The 16,587-nt window shown below is 70.9% G+C and carries 12 protein-coding genes, 1 tRNA gene and 3 pseudogenes; 6 read left to right on the forward strand and 10 right to left on the reverse strand.

Going from position 1 to position 16,587, the window contains the following annotated elements; all coding sequences use genetic code 11:
* Nucleotides 1-131 precede the first annotated feature (131 nt).
* The 4 genes and pseudogenes from L6E17_RS17875 to L6E17_RS17890 form a co-directional block, all read right to left on the reverse strand.
* Complete coding sequence (locus L6E17_RS17875; protein WP_236241770.1) at nt 132-962, reverse strand: MBL fold metallo-hydrolase; 831 nt, start codon at nt 960-962, stop codon at nt 132-134.
* Nucleotides 959-1,866 (reverse strand): annotated as a pseudogene (locus L6E17_RS17880) (NUDIX hydrolase). Before L6E17_RS17880 ends, L6E17_RS17875 begins: the two are co-directional and overlap by 4 nt.
* Before the next feature lie 419 nt (nt 1,867-2,285).
* Nucleotides 2,286-2,762, reverse strand: a complete 477-nt coding sequence (locus L6E17_RS17885; RefSeq protein ID WP_236241771.1) for a RidA family protein — start codon at nt 2,760-2,762, stop codon at nt 2,286-2,288.
* Nucleotides 2,759-2,917 (reverse strand): DUF4177 domain-containing protein, encoded by a 159-nt coding sequence (locus tag L6E17_RS17890; RefSeq protein WP_003991873.1) that lies wholly within the window; start codon nt 2,915-2,917, stop codon nt 2,759-2,761. The genes L6E17_RS17885 and L6E17_RS17890 overlap by 4 nt, the downstream gene beginning before the upstream one ends.
* Nucleotides 2,918-3,000: 83 nt before the next feature.
* Between L6E17_RS17890 and L6E17_RS17895 the strand changes: the two genes are divergently transcribed.
* Nucleotides 3,001-3,966, forward strand: coding sequence for an ArsA-related P-loop ATPase (locus L6E17_RS17895; protein ID WP_236241772.1), 966 nt, complete (start codon nt 3,001-3,003; stop codon nt 3,964-3,966).
* The gene (locus tag L6E17_RS17900) at nt 3,963-5,873 is read left to right on the forward strand and encodes an ArsA-related P-loop ATPase (protein WP_374109079.1); all 1,911 of its coding nucleotides are present in this window, start codon (nt 3,963-3,965) and stop codon (nt 5,871-5,873) included. Before L6E17_RS17895 ends, L6E17_RS17900 begins: the two co-directional genes overlap by 4 nt.
* A 31-nt stretch (nt 5,874-5,904) precedes the next feature.
* Here L6E17_RS17900 and L6E17_RS17905 read toward each other — a convergent pair whose 3' ends face one another.
* The gene (locus L6E17_RS17905; protein ID WP_071274097.1) at nt 5,905-6,249 is read right to left on the reverse strand and encodes a WhiB family transcriptional regulator; all 345 of its coding nucleotides are present in this window, start codon (nt 6,247-6,249) and stop codon (nt 5,905-5,907) included.
* A 517-nt stretch (nt 6,250-6,766) separates the two neighbouring features.
* Here L6E17_RS17905 and L6E17_RS17910 point away from each other — a divergent pair.
* Nucleotides 6,767-9,088 (forward strand): transglycosylase domain-containing protein, encoded by a 2,322-nt coding sequence (locus L6E17_RS17910; protein ID WP_236241773.1) that lies wholly within the window; start codon nt 6,767-6,769, stop codon nt 9,086-9,088.
* 136 nt (nt 9,089-9,224) lie between these two features.
* On the opposite strand, the gene L6E17_RS17915 is transcribed toward L6E17_RS17910, so the two are convergent.
* Nucleotides 9,225-9,692, reverse strand: coding sequence for a GatB/YqeY domain-containing protein (locus L6E17_RS17915; RefSeq protein ID WP_236241774.1), 468 nt, complete (start codon nt 9,690-9,692; stop codon nt 9,225-9,227).
* 146 nt (nt 9,693-9,838) lie between these two features.
* Between L6E17_RS17915 and L6E17_RS17920 the strand changes: the two genes are divergently transcribed.
* The gene (locus tag L6E17_RS17920) at nt 9,839-10,765 is read left to right on the forward strand and encodes a metallophosphoesterase (RefSeq protein ID WP_236241775.1); all 927 of its coding nucleotides are present in this window, start codon (nt 9,839-9,841) and stop codon (nt 10,763-10,765) included.
* Nucleotides 10,766-10,955: 190 nt separating this feature from the next.
* A tRNA-Pro gene (locus tag L6E17_RS17925) sits at nt 10,956-11,029 on the forward strand.
* Between the two features lie 125 nt (nt 11,030-11,154).
* Here the strand turns inward: L6E17_RS17925 and L6E17_RS17930 are convergent.
* From L6E17_RS17930 to L6E17_RS17940, 3 genes and pseudogenes are all read right to left on the reverse strand, one after another.
* A complete protein-coding gene (locus L6E17_RS17930) occupies nt 11,155-11,577 on the reverse strand; it encodes a hypothetical protein (protein ID WP_236242148.1) in 423 nt (140 codons plus the stop codon).
* 258 nt (nt 11,578-11,835) lie between these two features.
* A pseudogene (locus L6E17_RS30600) lies at nt 11,836-12,084 on the reverse strand (helix-turn-helix domain-containing protein); the annotation flags it as partial.
* Nucleotides 12,085-12,720: 636 nt separating this feature from the next.
* Nucleotides 12,721-14,083: pseudogene (locus tag L6E17_RS17940) on the reverse strand (LacI family DNA-binding transcriptional regulator); the annotation flags it as partial.
* Between the two features lie 99 nt (nt 14,084-14,182).
* On the opposite strand from L6E17_RS17940, the gene L6E17_RS17945 reads away from it, so the two are divergent.
* A protein-coding gene (locus L6E17_RS17945; RefSeq protein ID WP_374109080.1) for an IS3 family transposase occupies nt 14,183-15,375 on the forward strand; the annotation gives its coding sequence in 2 pieces (ribosomal slippage) (nt 14,183-14,447 and nt 14,447-15,375; 1,194 coding nt in all).
* Nucleotides 15,376-15,410: 35 nt separating this feature from the next.
* Here L6E17_RS17945 and L6E17_RS17950 read toward each other — a convergent pair.
* Nucleotides 15,411-16,337, reverse strand: a complete 927-nt coding sequence (locus L6E17_RS17950) for an ISL3 family transposase (protein WP_236241776.1) — start codon at nt 16,335-16,337, stop codon at nt 15,411-15,413.
* Nucleotides 16,338-16,587: the final 250 nt, after the last annotated feature.

Below are 16,587 nucleotides of genomic sequence, written 5' to 3' on the forward strand. Positions count from 1 at the left end.
CCCCCATTCGAGCGACAACGCTGGTAAAGGGAGCGTAAAGCATCCTGTGTCGCCGGGGACATGCCGATTCCGTGCAGGTAAGGCCGCGTTCCCGCTTCCGGATCCGCGCCTCCCGCCGCCAGGCCGGCGGGTCAGATCAGGCCGTGGTCCGCGAGGTACTCCAGTTGCGCCCGCACCGACAGCTCGGCCGCCGGCCACAGCGACCGGTCCACGTCGGCGTACACCCGGGCCACGACCTCCTCCGGGGTCGTGAAGCCGTCCTCCACGGCCGTCTCGACCTGGGCCAGCCGGTGAGCCCGGTGGGCGAGGTAGTACTCGACGGCGCCCTGCGCGTCGTCTAGGACCGGCCCGTGCCCCGGCAGCACCGTGCGCACCCCGTCGTCGACGGCCAGGGAGCGCAGTCGGCGGAGGGAGTCCAGGTAGTCGCCGAGCCGCCCGTCCGGATGGGCCACCACCGTCGTCCCGCGTCCCAGGACCGTGTCGCCGGTGAGCACCGCCCGGTCCGCCGGCAGGTGGAAGCTCAGCGAGTCGTGGGTGTGCCCGGGCGTCGGGACGACGCGCAGCTCCAGCCCGCCGACGGCCACGGTCTGCCCCGCCGACAGGCCCTCGTCCCCGAGGCGCAGCGCCGGGTCGAGCGCGCGCACGCGCGTCCCGGTCAGCTCCGCGAAGAGGCCCGCGCCTTCGGCGTGGTCCGGGTGGCCGTGGGTGAGCAGCGTCAGGGCGACCCGCTTGCCGAGGCGCTCCGCGGTGTCCCGTACGTGGCGCAGGTGGCCCTCGTCCAGGGGGCCCGGGTCGACGACGACGGCGAGCTCCGAGTCGGGCTCGGAGAGGATCCAGGTGTTGGTGCCGTCCAGGGTCATGGCGGAGGGGTTGGGCGCCAGGACGTTCACGGCCCGTTCGGTGGCGGGCCCGGACACCACGGCACCGCGCGGCTGCCCCGGGAGGGCGGCGGCGTCGGTCATATGTCACCACCTCCGGCCGCGTCGGGGCGTACGCCACTGGGCACGTGCTTCGTAAACTCATCATGCCCCGGCCAGCTCAGCACCACCTGTTCCCCCTCCAGCCGGGCCTGCGCCAGCACCGGCGCCAGGTCGCGGCCGCGCGCCCCGGCGAGCGCCGCGGCCGGGGAGTCGTACGCGGCGAGGGTGCGGAGCGTGGCGATGGTCGGCGGCATCATCAGCAGCTCGCCCTTGTCGTAGCCGGCCGCCGCGTCCTCCGGGCGGATCCACACCGTCCGGTCGGCCTCGGAGGAGGCGTTGCGGGTGCGCTGGCCGCTCGGCAGGGCCGCCACGAAGAACCAGGTGTCGTAGCGGCGCGGCTCGAACTCGGGGGTGATCCACCGGGCCCACGCCCCCAGCAGGTCGGACCGCAGGACGAGGGCGCGCCGGTCGAGGAACTCCGCGAAGGGCAGCTCCCTGGCCACGAGGGCGGCCCGGTCGGCCTCCCAGTCGTCGCCCGTCGTGTCCGCGACGACCGTCCGCGGGTCCGGTCCGGCCAGCAGGACTCCGGCCTCCTCGTACGTCTCGCGGACCGCGGCGCACACGATCGCCTGCGCCTCTGCGGGCTCCGCCACCCCGAGGCGGGCCGCCCACTCCGCGGGCGCCGGGCCGGCCCACCGGACCGGCTGCTCGTCCCGCGGGTCGACCCCGCCGCCCGGGTAGGCGTAGGCGCCCCCGCGAACGCCATGGACGTACGGCGGCGCAGCATGTGCACCTCGGGCCCGAAACCGGCCGCGCCGTCCCGCAGCAGCATGACGGTGGCGGCCCGCCGGGGCGCCGCCGGCGTCAGCTCGCCGGCCGCGAGGGCGCGGATGAGGCCGGGCCATTCCGGCGGGTACCACTGACCATTGGGCTGACCGTGAGGCATGGCCGGAGCCTATGCGGATCAACCGGCGCGGGAAAGAGTGGCCCGTACAGAGAACCGCCCCGCCGCGCCCGCGAGGGCCCGACGAGGCGGAACGGAACAGCAGGGGAGGCGACCGGCGGGCTTCCCGCCGCGGGGCCCGCCGACCGGAACTGCCCGCCGGTTGCCATCGGTGGGGGCGTGCGCCGCCCGCAACCCGCCGAGGCCCAGCGCGCGCACTCAGCCGACCGACCCGGCCCGCCGAGGCCCGGCGCACCTGGCGGCCGACCGGGCCCGCCGAGGCCCGCAGACCCGGCCGCAGACCCGGTCGCGGACCGAGTCGGCGGCGCGTCCTGCCGGAGGGTGCGCCGGCCGGTTCTCGCCGGTGGCCCTGCTGCTCGGGAACCCCGCAGGGCTCGCCGACGGCGCCGGCTGCCTGCCCGTCAGTCCTCGTCCGGCAGCAGCTCCACCTGGAGCTCCACCTCGACCGGCGCGTCCAGCGGCAGTACGGCCACGCCCACGGCGCTGCGGGCGTGCACGCCCCGGTCGCCGAGGATCTCGCCCAGCAGCTCGCTCGCGCCGTTCAGCACGCCGGGCTGCCCGGTGAAGTCCGCGGCCGACGCGACGAAGCCGACCACCTTCACCACGCGCGCGATGCGGTCCAGGTCGCCCGCGACCGACTTCACCGCGGCCAGCGCGTTCAGCGCGCAGATGCGCGCGAGGTCCTTCGCCTCCTCGGCGGTGACCTCGGCGCCGACCTTGCCGGTGACCGGAAGCTTCCCGTCCACCATGGGCAGCTGGCCCGCGGTGTACACGTACGCGCCGGACCGCACGGCCGGCTGGTACGCGGCGAGCGGCGGGACGACCTGCGGCAGCGTCAGCCCGCGCTCCGCGAGGGCGGCCTCGACGCGCCCGGTCACTGCTTCTCCCGCTTGAGGTACGCCACGAGCTGCTCGGGGTTGTTCGGGCCGGGGACGACCTGGACGAGCTCCCAGCCGTCCTCGCCCCAGGTGTCCAGGATCTGCTTGGTCGCGTGCACGAGAAGGGGCACGGTCGCGTATTCCCACTTGGTCATGGGGCCGACTGTATCCGCTCCGCGGGCCCGCCCAAGGGCGGCCTCCTGCGTGCGTGACGCGGCGACTGGTTACGCTCGCTGGTGTGAGCAGGCTCCAGGTCGTCAGCGGCAAGGGCGGTACCGGTAAGACGACGGTCGCCGCCGCCCTCGCGCTCGCCCTCGCGGCGGAGGGCAGGCGAACCCTCCTCGTGGAGGTCGAAGGCAGACAGGGCATCGCACAGCTCTTCGAGACGGAGGCGCTCCCCTACGAGGAGCGCAAGATCGCCGTCGCACCGGGCGGCGGGGAGGTGTACGCCCTCGCCGTCGACGCGGAGCGGGCACTCCTCGACTACCTCCAGATGTTCTACAAGCTGGGCGCCGCGGGCCGGGCGCTGAAGAAGCTCGGCGCGATCGACTTCGCGACGACGATCGCCCCCGGCGTGCGGGACGTCCTGCTGACCGGCAAGGTGTGCGAGGCGGTGCGCCGCAAGGAGAAGGACGGCAGCGGCTTCGTCTACGACCACGTGGTGATGGACGCCCCGCCGACCGGCCGGATCACCCGCTTCCTGAACGTCAACGACGAGGTGGCGGGCCTGGCGAAGATGGGCCCCATACACCACCAGGCGCATGCCGTGATGCGGGTGCTGAAGTCGCCGGAGACGGCGGTGCACCTGGTGACGCTGCTGGAGGAGATGCCGGTCCAGGAGACCGCCGACGGCATCGCCGAGTTGCGGGCCGCGGACCTTCCGGTGGGGAACGTGATCGTGAACATGGTCCGCCCGCAGCTGCTGGACGAGGACGCGGTACGGGCCGCCGCGGGCGGCCGGCGGGACGGCATCGCGCAGGCGCTGGCGGCGGCGGGCGTGGCCGGTCCCGAGGAGCTGGTGGGCCCGCTGCTGGAGGAGGCGGCCGACCACGCGCACCGGGTCGGGCTGGAGCGGGAGCAGCGGGAGGCCCTCGCGAAGCTGGACGTCCCGGCGTACGAACTGCCGCTGCTGGGCGGGGGCGTCGACCTGGCGGGGCTGTACCGGCTGGCGAAGGAACTACGGAGGCTCGGGGTGGGCGCATGACGACGGCCGACGCGGTGGACGGGACCCCCGGCGGCACGGGGACGGCAGGCCGCCGGCAGCCCGGCGTCCCGGGACCGGAGGGCCCGGCCCAGGCCGGTGCGGCTGCCCGCGGGGGCGCCGGGGCCGTACGGCTGGAGGTCGATCCGCTGCTGGACGACCCGGCGACGCGCATCGTCGTCTGCTGCGGCGCGGGCGGCGTCGGCAAGACGACGACGGCGGCGGCGCTGGGCGTGCGGGCCGCGGAGCGCGGGCGCAGGGTGGTGGTGCTGACCATCGACCCGGCGCGGCGGCTGGCCCAGTCCATGGGCATCGACGAGCTGGACAACACCCCGCGCCGGGTGCCCGGCGTCGACACGGGCAGCGGCGGCGAGCTGCACGCCATGATGCTGGACATGAAGCGGACCTTCGACGAGATCGTCGAGGCGCACGCGGACCCCGAGCGGGCCCGCGCCATTCTGGCGAACCCCTTCTACCAGTCCCTGTCGGCCGGTTTCGCGGGCACGCAGGAGTACATGGCGATGGAGAAGCTGGGACAGCTGCGGGCCGGGGACGCCTGGGACCTGATCATCGTCGACACGCCGCCGTCCCGCTCGGCCCTGGACTTCCTCGACGCCCCGAAGCGGCTGGGGTCGTTCCTGGACGGCCGGCTCATCAAGGTGCTGATGGCGCCGGCGAAGGTGGGCGGCCGTGCGGGCATGAAGTTCCTGAACGTCGGCATGTCGATGATGACGGGGACGCTGGGGAAGCTGCTGGGCGGTCAGTTCCTGCGGGACGTGCAGACCTTCGTGTCCGCGATGGACACCATGTTCGGCGGCTTCCGTACCCGCGCGGACGCCACCTACCGGCTGCTGCAGGCGCCCGGGACGGCGTTCCTCGTGGTGGCCGCCCCCGAGCAGGACGCGCTGCGGGAGGCCGCGTACTTCGTGGAGCGGCTGGCCGCGGAGAGGATGCCCCTGGCGGGGCTGGTCCTCAACCGCGTGCACGGCAGCGGCGCCGCCTGGCTGTCCGCCGAGCAGTCCCTCGCCGCCGCGGAAAATCTTGACGGAGCCGGCATGGTGGATCGGGCGGGCGGGCAGACTCGTGGGGGCCGCCCGGACGCCGTCTCCCCCGACGCCCCGGCGCCCGGTTCACCAGCACCCGCGGCTTCCGCCCATCCGGAGTCGGCGGCCTCGGCAGCCGCTCACCCCGAGTCGGCGGCCTCGGCTTCCGCACACCCCGAGTCGGCGGCCTCGACGCCCGCTCGTCCCGCGTCGGCTTCCTCGCCGCTCGACGGCACCGGGTCGGCGGCCTCGCCGCACCCTCACCCGGGACCCGCGCGGCCTGCCTCCGCGGGGTCCGGTTCCGCCCAGGGCGCCTCCGCCCCCGGCGGCTCCGCCCGCGCCGCGTCCACAGGCACCGGGGCGGCATCCGCTGAGGACGCACGTACCGGAACGGCATCCTCTGGGGACGCCCGTACGGGGGCGGCATCCGTCGAGGACACCCGCACCCCGGCCGCATCCACCGAGGACCCGCGTACGGAGGCGGCACCTGCCGAGGTCACGCGTACGGCATCCGCCAAGGACGCGCCCGCCGAGGCCGCGCCCGCCGAGGAGACGCACACCGGCGGCGCGGACCGTACGGGCGCGTTGCCCGAGCCGCAGGGCGACGAGGCCGCGCCGGACGCTTCCGCGTCCTCGGCGGTACCGGCGCCGGCAGCTGAAGTGCCGCCCGCCGTGGCCGCGTTGACGGCGGGGCTCCTGCGCCTCCACGCGGAGCGGATGCAGGTCATCGCGCGTGAGCAGCGAACGCGCGACCACTTTCTCTCCCTCCACCCCGACGTGGCGGTGGCGGAGGTGTCCGCACTGCCGGGGGACGTCCACGACCTCGCGGGGCTGCGGGCCGTCGGCGACCGCCTGGCCACCGGCTGAGGGGCCGGTTCGGCGGGGACGCGGAGGGCGGTCAGCCGACCGCCGCGTACGTCTCGTAGGTCTCGTCGTCGTTGAGTGCGACGGGCAGGACGCCCGCGCTCCGCTCGTACTCGGTACGTGCGGTCTCCAGGAGCCTGCGCCACGAGGTGACGGTCGGCCGACGGCGCAGCAGTGCGCGCCGTTCGCGTTCCGTCATCCCGCCCCACACGCCGAACTCGACGCGGTTGTCCAGCGCGTCGGCCAGGCACTCCGTGCGCACCGGACACCCGGTGCACACCGCCTTGGCCCTGTTCTGCGCTGCTCCTTGTACGAACAGTTCATCCGGATCGGTAGTGCGGCAGGCCGCCTGCGCACTCCAGTCAGCTACCCAGCCCATGCCGGCGCCGTCCTCTCCCAATCGAGGCTCCCCCACGGCGGCAGCGGCATATTCACCGCTGCCAGTTGAGGACGTTACGGAAGGCCGGGACACCGCAACACCTCCTTCGGGCCCAATCTTGAATGGCCCGAACGGACTATGCGTACGCGGCAGATCACCCAGGGGAGTGACCGATAGACATACAAGATGTCTTGCGCGAAACGGGGCAATTCACTTCAGCCACACTGGGCACACCCCTCCACACGCGATGAAATCGGACAGCTTGCGCCGCGGCACGGGAACCTCGGGGGCGGGTCCGGGCGTAGTACCGGAGGGTGGTGCACACCACGTACGGAGGCGGCCGGCGCGTGTCGCGGGGGAAGGCGACGGCGGCGCCGGAGGAAGGGGCCGGGCGTTGCAACACAGTTGTGACTGCTGTGACTACCGCAACCACAGCAACGGGTGCTGTGGTTGTGATGGCCAGCTTAGGCCAAGGCATATACACGTGTCCGGCGAATGAGAACGTAGGCTTTCCCCCATGCCAAAGAAGCGCCCCGGCGGCGGTCTGACCCGGACCGAGCAGGCCGCCAAGTTCATCGGTGTCAGCGTGCTCTCCGGAGTCGTCCTCGCCGGTATCGCCATGCCGGCGGCAGGCGCGCTGGGGCTGGCGGCCAAGGGCTCAGTGGAGGGGTTCGACGAGATCCCCGCCGACCTGAAGCGCCCGCCGCTCAGCCAGCGCACCACGATCCTGGACGCCAAGGGCGGGACCATCGCGACCGTCTACTCCCGGGACCGCACGGTGGTGCCGCTGGAGGACGTCTCCCCGTACCTCCAGAAGGCGATCATCGCGGTGGAGGACGCGCGCTTCTACGAGCACGGCGCGGTCGACGTCAAGGGCGTCCTGCGCGCCCTGAACCGGAACGCCCAGTCCGGCGGCGTCTCCCAGGGCGCCTCCACGCTGACCCAGCAGTACGTGAAGAACGTCTTCGTGGAGGAGGCCGGGGACGACCGCGAGAAGTTCCGGCAGGCCACCCAGCAGACCCTGGGCCGCAAGATCCAGGAGCTGAAGTACGCGATCCAGGTCGAGAAGGAACTCGGCAAGAAGAAGATCCTGGAGAACTACCTCAACATCACCTTCTTCGGCCAGCAGGCGTACGGCGTCGAGTCGGCGTCCCAGCGGTACTTCTCCAAGAGCGCCAAGGACCTCACCCTCGGCGAGGCCGCCATGATCGCCGGCCTCGTGCAGTCGCCGAGCCGCTACGACCCGGTCAACGACATCGAGGAGGCCACCCAGCGCCGCAACGTCGTCCTGCAGCGCATGGTGGCCGTCGGCGACATCAGCCAGGCCGAGGCCGACGAGGCCAAGGCCAAGCCGATCAAGCTGAAGATCACCCGGCCCAAGAACGGCTGCATCACGGCCCGCGACGGCGCCGGCTTCTTCTGCGACTACGTCCGCGAGGTCTTCCTCTCCGAGCCGGTCTTCGGCAAGACCCGGGAGGATCGCGCGAAGATCTGGAACCGCGGCGGCCTCACCATCCGCACCACCCTGGACCCGCAGGCCCAGAAGTCGGCGCAGGAGTCCCTGAAGGAACACGTCTACCAGAGCGACAAGGTCGCCGCCGCGATCACCATGGTCGAGCCCGGCACCGGCAAGATCCTCGCCATGGGCCAGTCCAAGCCGTACGGCTTCGGCAAGAACGAGACCCAGATCAACTACTCGGTCAACAAGAGCATGGGCGGCTCGAACTTCGGCTTCCCGACGGGCTCCACCTTCAAGCCCCTCCTGGCCGCCGCCGCCCTGGAGCAGGGCAAGCCGCCGACGCAGGTCTACTCGTCCCCGTACCAGATGCCGTACCCGCAGCGGGTGCAGACCTGCAGCGGCAAGCCCTGGGTCAACGTGGGCGGGGACACCGCCGAGAACGAGAACGAGTCCGAGGTCGGCCCGTACGCGCTCAACGAGGCGATGGCCAAGTCGGTCAACACGTACTTCGTGCAGATGCTCGAAGAGATCGGCATGTGCCCCGTCGTGGAGATCACCGACAAGCTCGGGGTGGTCATGGGCAACGACAAGAAGCTGCCCGAGAGCCCCTCCGCGCTCACCCTCGGCTCGCAGGGCGTGTCCCCGCTGAACATGGCGAACGCCTACGCCGCCTTCGCCAACCGGGGCAGGTTCTGCACCCCCACCGCCATCGAGTCGATCAAGACGGCGGACGGCAGCAGCCTCAAGGTGCCGCAGACCAAGTGCTCCCAGGCCATGAGCCAGCAGACCGCCGACACGATCAACACCCTGCTGCGCGGTGTGATCGACTCCGGTACCGGCCAGGCGGCCGGACTCCAGTCCCGTGACAGCGCGGGCAAGACCGGCACGACCGACGGCCGCAAGAACGCCTGGTTCGTCGGCTACACCCCGAACCTGTCCGGCGCCGTCTGGGTGGGCAGCGCCACCCAGCAGGTGGAGATGGTGAAGATCACCATCGGCGGCCGCTACCACCCGCTGGTCTTCGGCGGCCAGGTGCCCGGACCGATCTGGAAGGACGCCGTCACGGGCGCTCTGAAGGGCAAGCCGGCGCCGAACTTCCCCCGCGTCCACATCCCCGAGCCGCAGAAGCCCCAGCCGCCCCAGGACCGGGAGCGCGACCGCGACCGGGGCCGCGGCGACAACAAGCCGGGCCAGTCCGACGGCGGCAACGGCGGCGACACCGGGTTCATCCAGGGCACCACGGGGGACGGCGGCACCGACCCCTTCCCCGGCATCTCCATCCCGCCGGACCTGATCACCGGCGGCGCCAACACGACCGGCGGCGACACCAACGGCGGAAACGGCAACGGCAACGGCGGCCCGGGCGACGGGAACCGCTGACCCGGACCAGCACCTGACGGCGAGACGCGGAAGGGCGGCCACCTGACGAACAGGCGGCCGCCCTTCCGCGTCCCTCGTGCGGGGCCCGCGTACCCGCCGCGCGCGAACCGCGCACGGCGTCAGCAGCGCGGGGTGATCACCCCTGGGCCAGCATCTGCTTCACCGCACCGGCGACCCGCCCGCCCTCGGCACGGCCGGCCACCTTCGGGTTGACGATCTTCATGACGGCGCCCATCGCCCGCGGCCCCTCGGCGCCCGCGGCCCTGGCCTCGTCGATCGCCTGGCCGACGATGTCCCGCAGCTCCTCGTCGGTCAGCTGCTTCGGCAGGTACACGTCGAGAATGACGCCCTCGGCCCGCTCCCGCTCCGCCTGCTCTCCACGCCCCGCCTGCTCGAACGCCTCAGCCGCCTCACGGCGCTTCTTCGCCTCACGGGCGATCACCTTCTGCACCTCGTCGTCGGAGAGCTCACGGGCCTGAGTGCCCGCGACCTCCTCCTTGGCGATGGCGGTGAGCGTGAGCCGAATGGTCGAGGAGCGCAGCTCGTCGCGCGCCTTGATGGCTTCGGTGAGGTCTTCCTGCAGTCGGGCCTTGAGCGTGGTCATACGGCAAGCATGACAGGTGGGGCCGCCGAGCCGCGCACACATTTCCGGGCCGCCCCGCCGGAACACCCTTCGCTTCCATGCCCGCTGCCCCGCCCCCGCCTCCCGGGGGCGTCGTGCCGGCCGCCCGTGTCTGCGACCATGGACACATGCGCGCGCGATACGGAGTACCCCTCGGCATCACAGCACTGGGCGCCGCCGGCCTGGCCTACGCGGCCGGCTACGAAGCCCGCTCGTTCCGCCTCCGCCGGGTGACCGTCCCGGTCCTGCCCCAGGGCGCCCGACCGCTGCGCGTCCTGCAGATCTCCGACATCCACATGGTGAGCGGACAGCGCAAGAAGCAGCGGTGGCTCCAGTCCCTCGCGGGCCTCCGCCCCGACTTCGTCGTCAACACCGGCGACAACCTCTCGGACACGGAGGGCGTCCCCGAGCTCCTCGACGCGCTGGGCCCGCTCCTGGAGTTCCCGGGGGTGTACGTCTTCGGCTCCAACGACTACTACGGCCCGAAGCTCCGCAACCCCGCCCGCTACCTGCTGGAGAAGGTGCAGGGCCGGCACGGCCTCAACGGCAACCCGCCCGTGGAGGGCGCCGTCCACAACCCGTGGGAGCTCATCCGGGACGCCTTCGACACCGCCGGCTGGGTGAACCTCACCAACACCCGGGGCCGCCTCAAGCTGGACGGCCTGGAGCTGGCCTTCGCCGGCCTGGACGACCCGCACATCAAGCGGGACCGGTACGGCAAGATCGAGGGCGGCCCCGAGGCGGACGCCGACCTCTCGCTGGCCGTCGTCCACGCCCCGTACCTGCGCTGCCTGGACGCCTTCGCGGCCGACGGCTACCCGCTGATCCTGGCCGGCCACACCCACGGCGGCCAGCTGTGCGTCCCCTTCTACGGCGCACTCGTCACCAACTGCGACCTGGACACGGACCGCGTCAAGGGCCTGTCCACCCACAAGGCCGGCGGCCACACCTCCTACCTCCACGTCTCGGCCGGCTGCGGCACCAACCGCTACACCCCGGTCCGCTTCGCCTGCCCCCCGGAGGCCACCCTGCTCACCCTGACGCCCCGCCCCTGACCCGCTCCCCGCCCGGCGGCCGGGCCGCGGCCGCCGGGCGGTGATGCGGTGATGCGGTGAGCGGTGAGCAGGGGCCGCCGGGCGGGGAGCGGGGGCCCGGCCGGTGGCCGGACGCCCACCCGAAACCGGATTTCGTCTCCGGCCGCCGGTGGGCTAAAGTAAACGACGTCGCCGGGACAACGGGCGACACCGGGGTGTAGCGCAGCTTGGCAGCGCGCTTCGTTCGGGACGAAGAGGTCGTGGGTTCAAATCCCGCCACCCCGACGCCGTAGTACCAGGTCAGGGGCCTGATCCGCTTAGCGGGTCGGCCCCTGAGTGGTTCCGGGGGCCGTTTTGGGAGCCACTTGGGAGCCGACTTCCGACATCGGCTCCCCAGCGTCCTGGCTGCCCTACTCGATCACTGCTTGCTGGCGGCCTTCCGCAATGCCATCCAGACCCGTCGAGCAAGGTGGACCACCCGCCCGCTCAAAGTGATCCAGCTCGTCCTCGTCCAGATAGTCCCATCGGCGCCGGTGGAACGCCCTGGCCGCACGCGCCTCCAGCCATTCGTCGTAGTCCTCGTCCTGGCGGAGTTGCCCAGTCTTTCGCTTGATCCTCTCGTCGCGATCACGACGTTCCAGGAACCCAATTACGGAGGGGTCCCCGTCCGGGCACACACACCCAGCAGGCCAGGTCGGCACTGGGTACATGCCTGTCACAATGCGATTAAGCGCGATACGCCAGCCCAAGGAAGCAGCTTCGGTGACAGCGAAGGCGTTCAGGAGGGCAGTCAACTGCTCCGAGGTGGGCAGGACGCGGCCAGCAAAGATCAACTGACACGTCGATCGCGGGACGCGGTGGCCACTAGCAGCGGTCTCCCGTTCGATCTCACGCAGTGACGGCTGGCCTGCACGCGCGCGGAGCCTCGCTAGGCCCTGGCCGAGTGCCTCTGACGTACGGATCTGCCGGAGCCGGCGCCCACGGCCTGCCCGAAGGGGACGCGCCTGCTCAATGGCCGCAGCTTTCCATAGTTGACGCGCTCGTCCCACACGGCGCTGACGCGCCTCCTGGTCGGCGCGGCTACCAGCTGCGCGAGCGTAGGCTTCCACAACCTGGAGCCGGGGAAGTCGAGCACCGGTTACTGCTTGGCTGAGCGTCGAAGCACCGCAGTAATACGGCTTTGGCCCCGTACGCCCCGCCATCTCGCGGTAAGTGAGGCGGCTTGTGGCCTTGAGCTCACGCAGGTACTTCACCAGCTCAAGCAGTCGGGGCCCCGCGCCCACGTCGGGGCCCTTGGCGCGCCGGCCCACGACTACCTGCTCTGTTGCGCCCAGGCACATGCAGAACGACGGCCGACCAGCAAGTCGGCCAGGGCTGCGGCTAGTACTGCGACGGTGCCCGGAACCACTCGGTCAGGACCAGCGTGAGCAGCCAGCGCCCACACGAGTACGACGATCACGACCAGCACCGGCGGCGCAGTCCACCGCTCTTGGCGGTAACCCGTGAAACAGAAGATGACTGTGGCGAAGTCGCTGTCGCTCGAAGGTGAACTGGACATGCTGCCGCTCCAGAAGTGAGTTCAGAGATTCGACAGTCCAACTGCGCTGCTTACGCAGGAACTTGGGCTCAGTCCGCCCGCGTCGATGCCTCGATCGTCTCAGGCTCACTCGCTCCGGGGCTACTTCCCAGGCGGGGGCACACTGTCGACGTCTGCACCCCGCTGACTAGGCCGACTTGCCCGCTTCCTGGTCAGCCTGCCTCTCAAGGCTTTTTGATCCGATCCCGTCCAGAGACTTCTGCGCTGCCGGCTTCCTTGCCCGCGAGGCTCAGCTTTCGACACGGACGCCGAACACCGGACGGCTTCCATGCGCCCGCAACCACTTGGGTGGACAAGCTGCCGCTCAATTCAATGAACGGGCCGCGTGATCCTGGTATGACGGCGAGGCCCTGCAGCACCGCTGCAGGCCCTCATGGGGTTATCGGGCGACGAGCGCGCGCGTGCGCAGTAGATCGTTTAGCACGCGCACTGGTGACGTCGGATACATCACCAGTCGGGCGTCGAGCGCCGCCTCCTACTGCTTGGTCAAGCCAAGCATGAGGCGTTTCCGCATGCCTGGGGTGACGTGGGCGTAGCATGCCGAGACCGAGCCGTCGATGTGGCCCATACGTTCGTCCATGAGCACCTTCTCGGTTCCCAGGTCCTCCATCATCGTCCGGTGGGTGTGGCGAAGGCCGTGGGGCGCAAGTCCCTTGGCTATCGGGAGCCAGCAGGCGTCGGCCCGGTCGCTGGCCCCTCGCCCCCGAGCCGGGACGCCAGGCCAAGGCTCGCCGAGCAAGGGCACCGGCCGTGGCTCCTGCGGCGCCTTTTTCGGGTACCAGCCGGAGACCGCCGGCGTGAACAGCCAGGTTGCGAAACGGTTCCTGCGCCAGTGGGCGGCATGCTCCGGCACGACGCCGCCCCGTACGAACCGGAGGTCCGCGATGGCCTGCTCGACCTTCTCTCGCGTGGCCTCGGTGACGCGTTCGGGTTGGTTGAGGACGTTGGACACCGTGCCGGTCGAAAACGGCGGCACGACGGGCGACGTCGACGAGCTTCGCGCCCTGGTGACCGCCCGTGCGCGCCGCACCTTGCCCTCGGAAGACGTAGGTCTTGCCGTGGCAGGGGCACGGCTTGGGCTTCGTGCGGGCGATGTGGTTGGCGACCAGCGCGGGCAGCCAGTCCATCGAGTCGATGGTGCGGTAGCTGTCGTCCTTCGGCGGGCAACGCACCAACTCCCCCGTGTCCAGCTCGTACAGCTGCCACTCGACACGGACGGCTCCCGGGCGGACGAACGCGGTCTCCAGGCCGACGATCTCGCCCCAGCGCATGCCGGTGTACCCCTTGAGGACCACGGCGACGAACTCGTCGTCACGGCCGGAGAGCAGGGCGGCGCGCTCGGCGGTCAGCAGGATGCCGAGCGCGTCGGTGACCACCTTCTCCGGACCACGGTCTCGGGAGCGGCCGGTGCGCTTACCCCGTCCGCGCCGCCGAGCGGCCGGGTTGGACGTGATCAGGCCCTCGTCGATCGCGTCCTCGAAGATCAGGTGGAGCGTCGAGCGCCAGGCCTTGACGCTGGATGCCGCGTAGAGGGCCTTCTCCTTCTTCTCCCACAGGTCGACGTCCGTGCGCAGGATGCCGGCGAGTGCCTTGTCCTCGAACTCGGGGAGGAGGTGCTCCTCGATGTGGCGCTTGTAGTTCTGCATGGTGGAGGCAGCCAGGTCCTGGGCCTCGTACCAGCGGCTGGCGTACTCGCCGAAGGTCTCCTGGCCGAGGGCCGGATCCCGCCACTGACCACGTCGAACGTTCGGGACTGCTGCATGATCGGGTGAGCTGACCCCGGTTTCGTGGAGTCCCTGAAGCCAGGCTTATGATCCTGGCCCGAAGGAGAACCACGAGCAGTGCCAGCACCACGTAAGTACCCGGACGAACTCCGCGAGCGGGCCGTCCGCGAAGTCCGCACCACCGGCCGTCCGATCGCGCATGTCGCGAAGGACCTGGGCATCCACAAGGAGGCCCTGCGCGGCTGGGTCCGCCAGGCCGAGGCGGACAGCGGCAAACGCGACGACCGGCTGACCACCGCAGAGCACGAGGAGCTGAAGCAACTTCGCAAGGAAGTAGCGGAGTTGAGGCGGGCGAACGAGATCCTCAAAGCGGCGAGTGCGCTTTTTGCCCGGGAGCTCGACCGTCCCCGGACGAGGCCGACCAGGTGATCGACAGCCTGAAAGAAGACGGCTTCGGGGTCGGGCCCGTATGCCGGGTGCTCGGCTGGTCCGAGTCCGCCTACTACGCCCGCAAGAAGCGGCCGAAGTCCGCGCGCCGGCTCCGTGACGAGCAGCTCATGCCACTGATCGAGCAGGTTCACTCCGAGTCCGGCGGCACCTATGGGGTTCGGCGGATCACCCGTGCGCTGCGGCGCAAGGGTGTGGTGGTGGCCCGCTGCACCGTCGAGCGGCTGATGGGCGAGCTGGGCCTGGAGGGCGTGATCCACGGGCAGCGGCGGCGGACCACCGTGCCGGAGCCGTCGGCGCCCCGCCCGCCGGACCTGGTCGACCGGGATTTCACCGCCTCGCGGCCGGACCAGCTGTGGGTGGCGGACATGACGTATGTGCGCACCTGGTCCGGCTGGGCGTACGTGGCGTTCGTCCTGGACGTGTACTCGCGGATGATCGTCGGCTGGCAGGTCGCGAACCACATGCGGACTGAACTGCCGTTGGATGCCCTGGAGATGGCGTTGTGGAGGCGGAGGATCAAGAAGGGCTCCGGCCTCATTCATCACAGCGACCGCGGGTCGCAGTACGTATCCATTCGGTATACCGAGAGGCTGTCCGAGATCGGGGCTTCGGCCTCGGTCGGCTCGGTCGCGGACAGCTATGACAACGCGATGGCCGAGGCGTTGAACGGCACCTTCAAGGCCGAGCTGATCGAGATGCAGGGCCCTTGGCGGGACGTCGACCAGGTCGAGCGGGCGATCTTCCAGTGGGTCGCGTGGTACAACGAGGAACGGCTCCACTCAGCCCTCGACTACGTACCGCCCGCCGAGTACGAACGCGCCTGGCGTCGACAACAGGAAGCCACCCCGCAGTCCGCCTGAACAAGATCACCAGACTCTACGAAACTCGGGGCAGCTCAGAGCCCGCCGGCCAGCAGTTCGTGGATGGTCGCGTGCTTGGCGCGGGTGCGGTCAGCGAAGCGGTGGCCGGTGGGCCAGGGCGAGCCGGTCGGGTCTTGGACCTTGTCGGGCTTGGGGGCTGGTTGGGCATGATCGGGTGCCAGAACCCGCAGGCAGCGTCGGTGGTCGGCGACGCATCGCTCGGCAGCCTCGCTCAGGTTGTGCCAGAGATGCCACCTGTCCGCCCCCTGGACCGCTTGGGGTGCCCCGACGGTGGCGCCTTCGGCGAAGAATGGTGCGCGATCCCGGCAGACCACCTCGATCCCTGGCCGTTTTGCGAGCCAGGCGGCCAAGCTGGACGCCTCCCGGTCGGGCAGCAGGTCCACCGGCCGCCGGCTTTCAACGTCGACCAGGATGGTCCCGTAGTTGCGACCCTTGCGGGTCGCATACTCGTCGACCCCGACCACCCGTGGGGCCGGAACCTGAGGGTCGGGCAATGCCTCGACCAGCCGTAGCAGTGTGCTGCGGCTGACAGGCACTCCGAAGACTCTGGCCAGTCGGGCACCGGCCCGGCCAGCGAGCGCGAGGCCGACCGCGGCCAACGTCGACCGCAGCCGCTCGGTCCGCCTGCCGTAACGACGGGTCAACCCTGACAGCTGTTCCGCGAAGGTCCGCCGTCCGCACGGGATGACCGGGCAGAGGAACCTCCGGACGCGTAAACAGAGTGCGACCCGCCTGCCTCCGCTGGGAACATCAGCGGGAAAGCGCCGGTAGGAGCTGTGAATCCGCCGTGACCAGCTCCCACAGTCGGGACAGACGGCCCCAGCCACCGTGCTTCGGGCCTCTATCTGTACCGCCTCGTCGTTCACGTCGACCGACAGCACCGCCACATCGGCGATCGACGGGAACAGCAACTCCGCCAGCCGGAGCACCACTTCTTCCACGGGCCGAACTGTCAGCCACACCGCACCCGGTACGGCTCAATTCTGGGCAACTTCCCCAGGGCTCGCTCGCGCGACAACCGTCACTCAGCGTGCATGCTCCACGGAAAGTGAGCCAGAACCATTTCTCGTGAGCATCTACAGCATTCAAGATCGCCAACTGCTGCCCAAACCACTGACCAAACGCTGCTAACTTCACGTGAACGAAGCCAACAAGCCGATCGTCATCGACGCCGACGGTGTCCTCCTCGAC

Source organism: Streptomyces sp. CC228A (assembly GCF_021390935.1).
Taxonomy (GTDB): Bacteria; Actinomycetota; Actinomycetes; order Streptomycetales; family Streptomycetaceae; genus Streptomyces.

Bases quoted from the DNA above. Each gene is read 5' to 3' on its own strand.
- L6E17_RS17875 (WP_236241770.1), bottom strand. From the start codon at position 962: ATGACCGACGCCGCCGCCCTCCCGGGGCAGCCGCGCGGTGCCGTGGTG.
- L6E17_RS17920 (WP_236241775.1), top strand. From the start codon at position 9,839: ATGCGCGCGCGATACGGAGTACCCCTCGGCATCACAGCACTGGGCGCC.
- L6E17_RS17915 (WP_236241774.1), bottom strand. From the start codon at position 9,692: ATGACCACGCTCAAGGCCCGACTGCAGGAAGACCTCACCGAAGCCATC.
- L6E17_RS17900 (WP_374109079.1), top strand. From the start codon at position 3,963: ATGACGACGGCCGACGCGGTGGACGGGACCCCCGGCGGCACGGGGACG.
- L6E17_RS17905 (WP_071274097.1), bottom strand. From the start codon at position 6,249: ATGGGCTGGGTAGCTGACTGGAGTGCGCAGGCGGCCTGCCGCACTACC.
- L6E17_RS17910 (WP_236241773.1), top strand. From the start codon at position 6,767: ATGCCAAAGAAGCGCCCCGGCGGCGGTCTGACCCGGACCGAGCAGGCC.
- L6E17_RS17890 (WP_003991873.1), bottom strand. From the start codon at position 2,917: ATGACCAAGTGGGAATACGCGACCGTGCCCCTTCTCGTGCACGCGACC.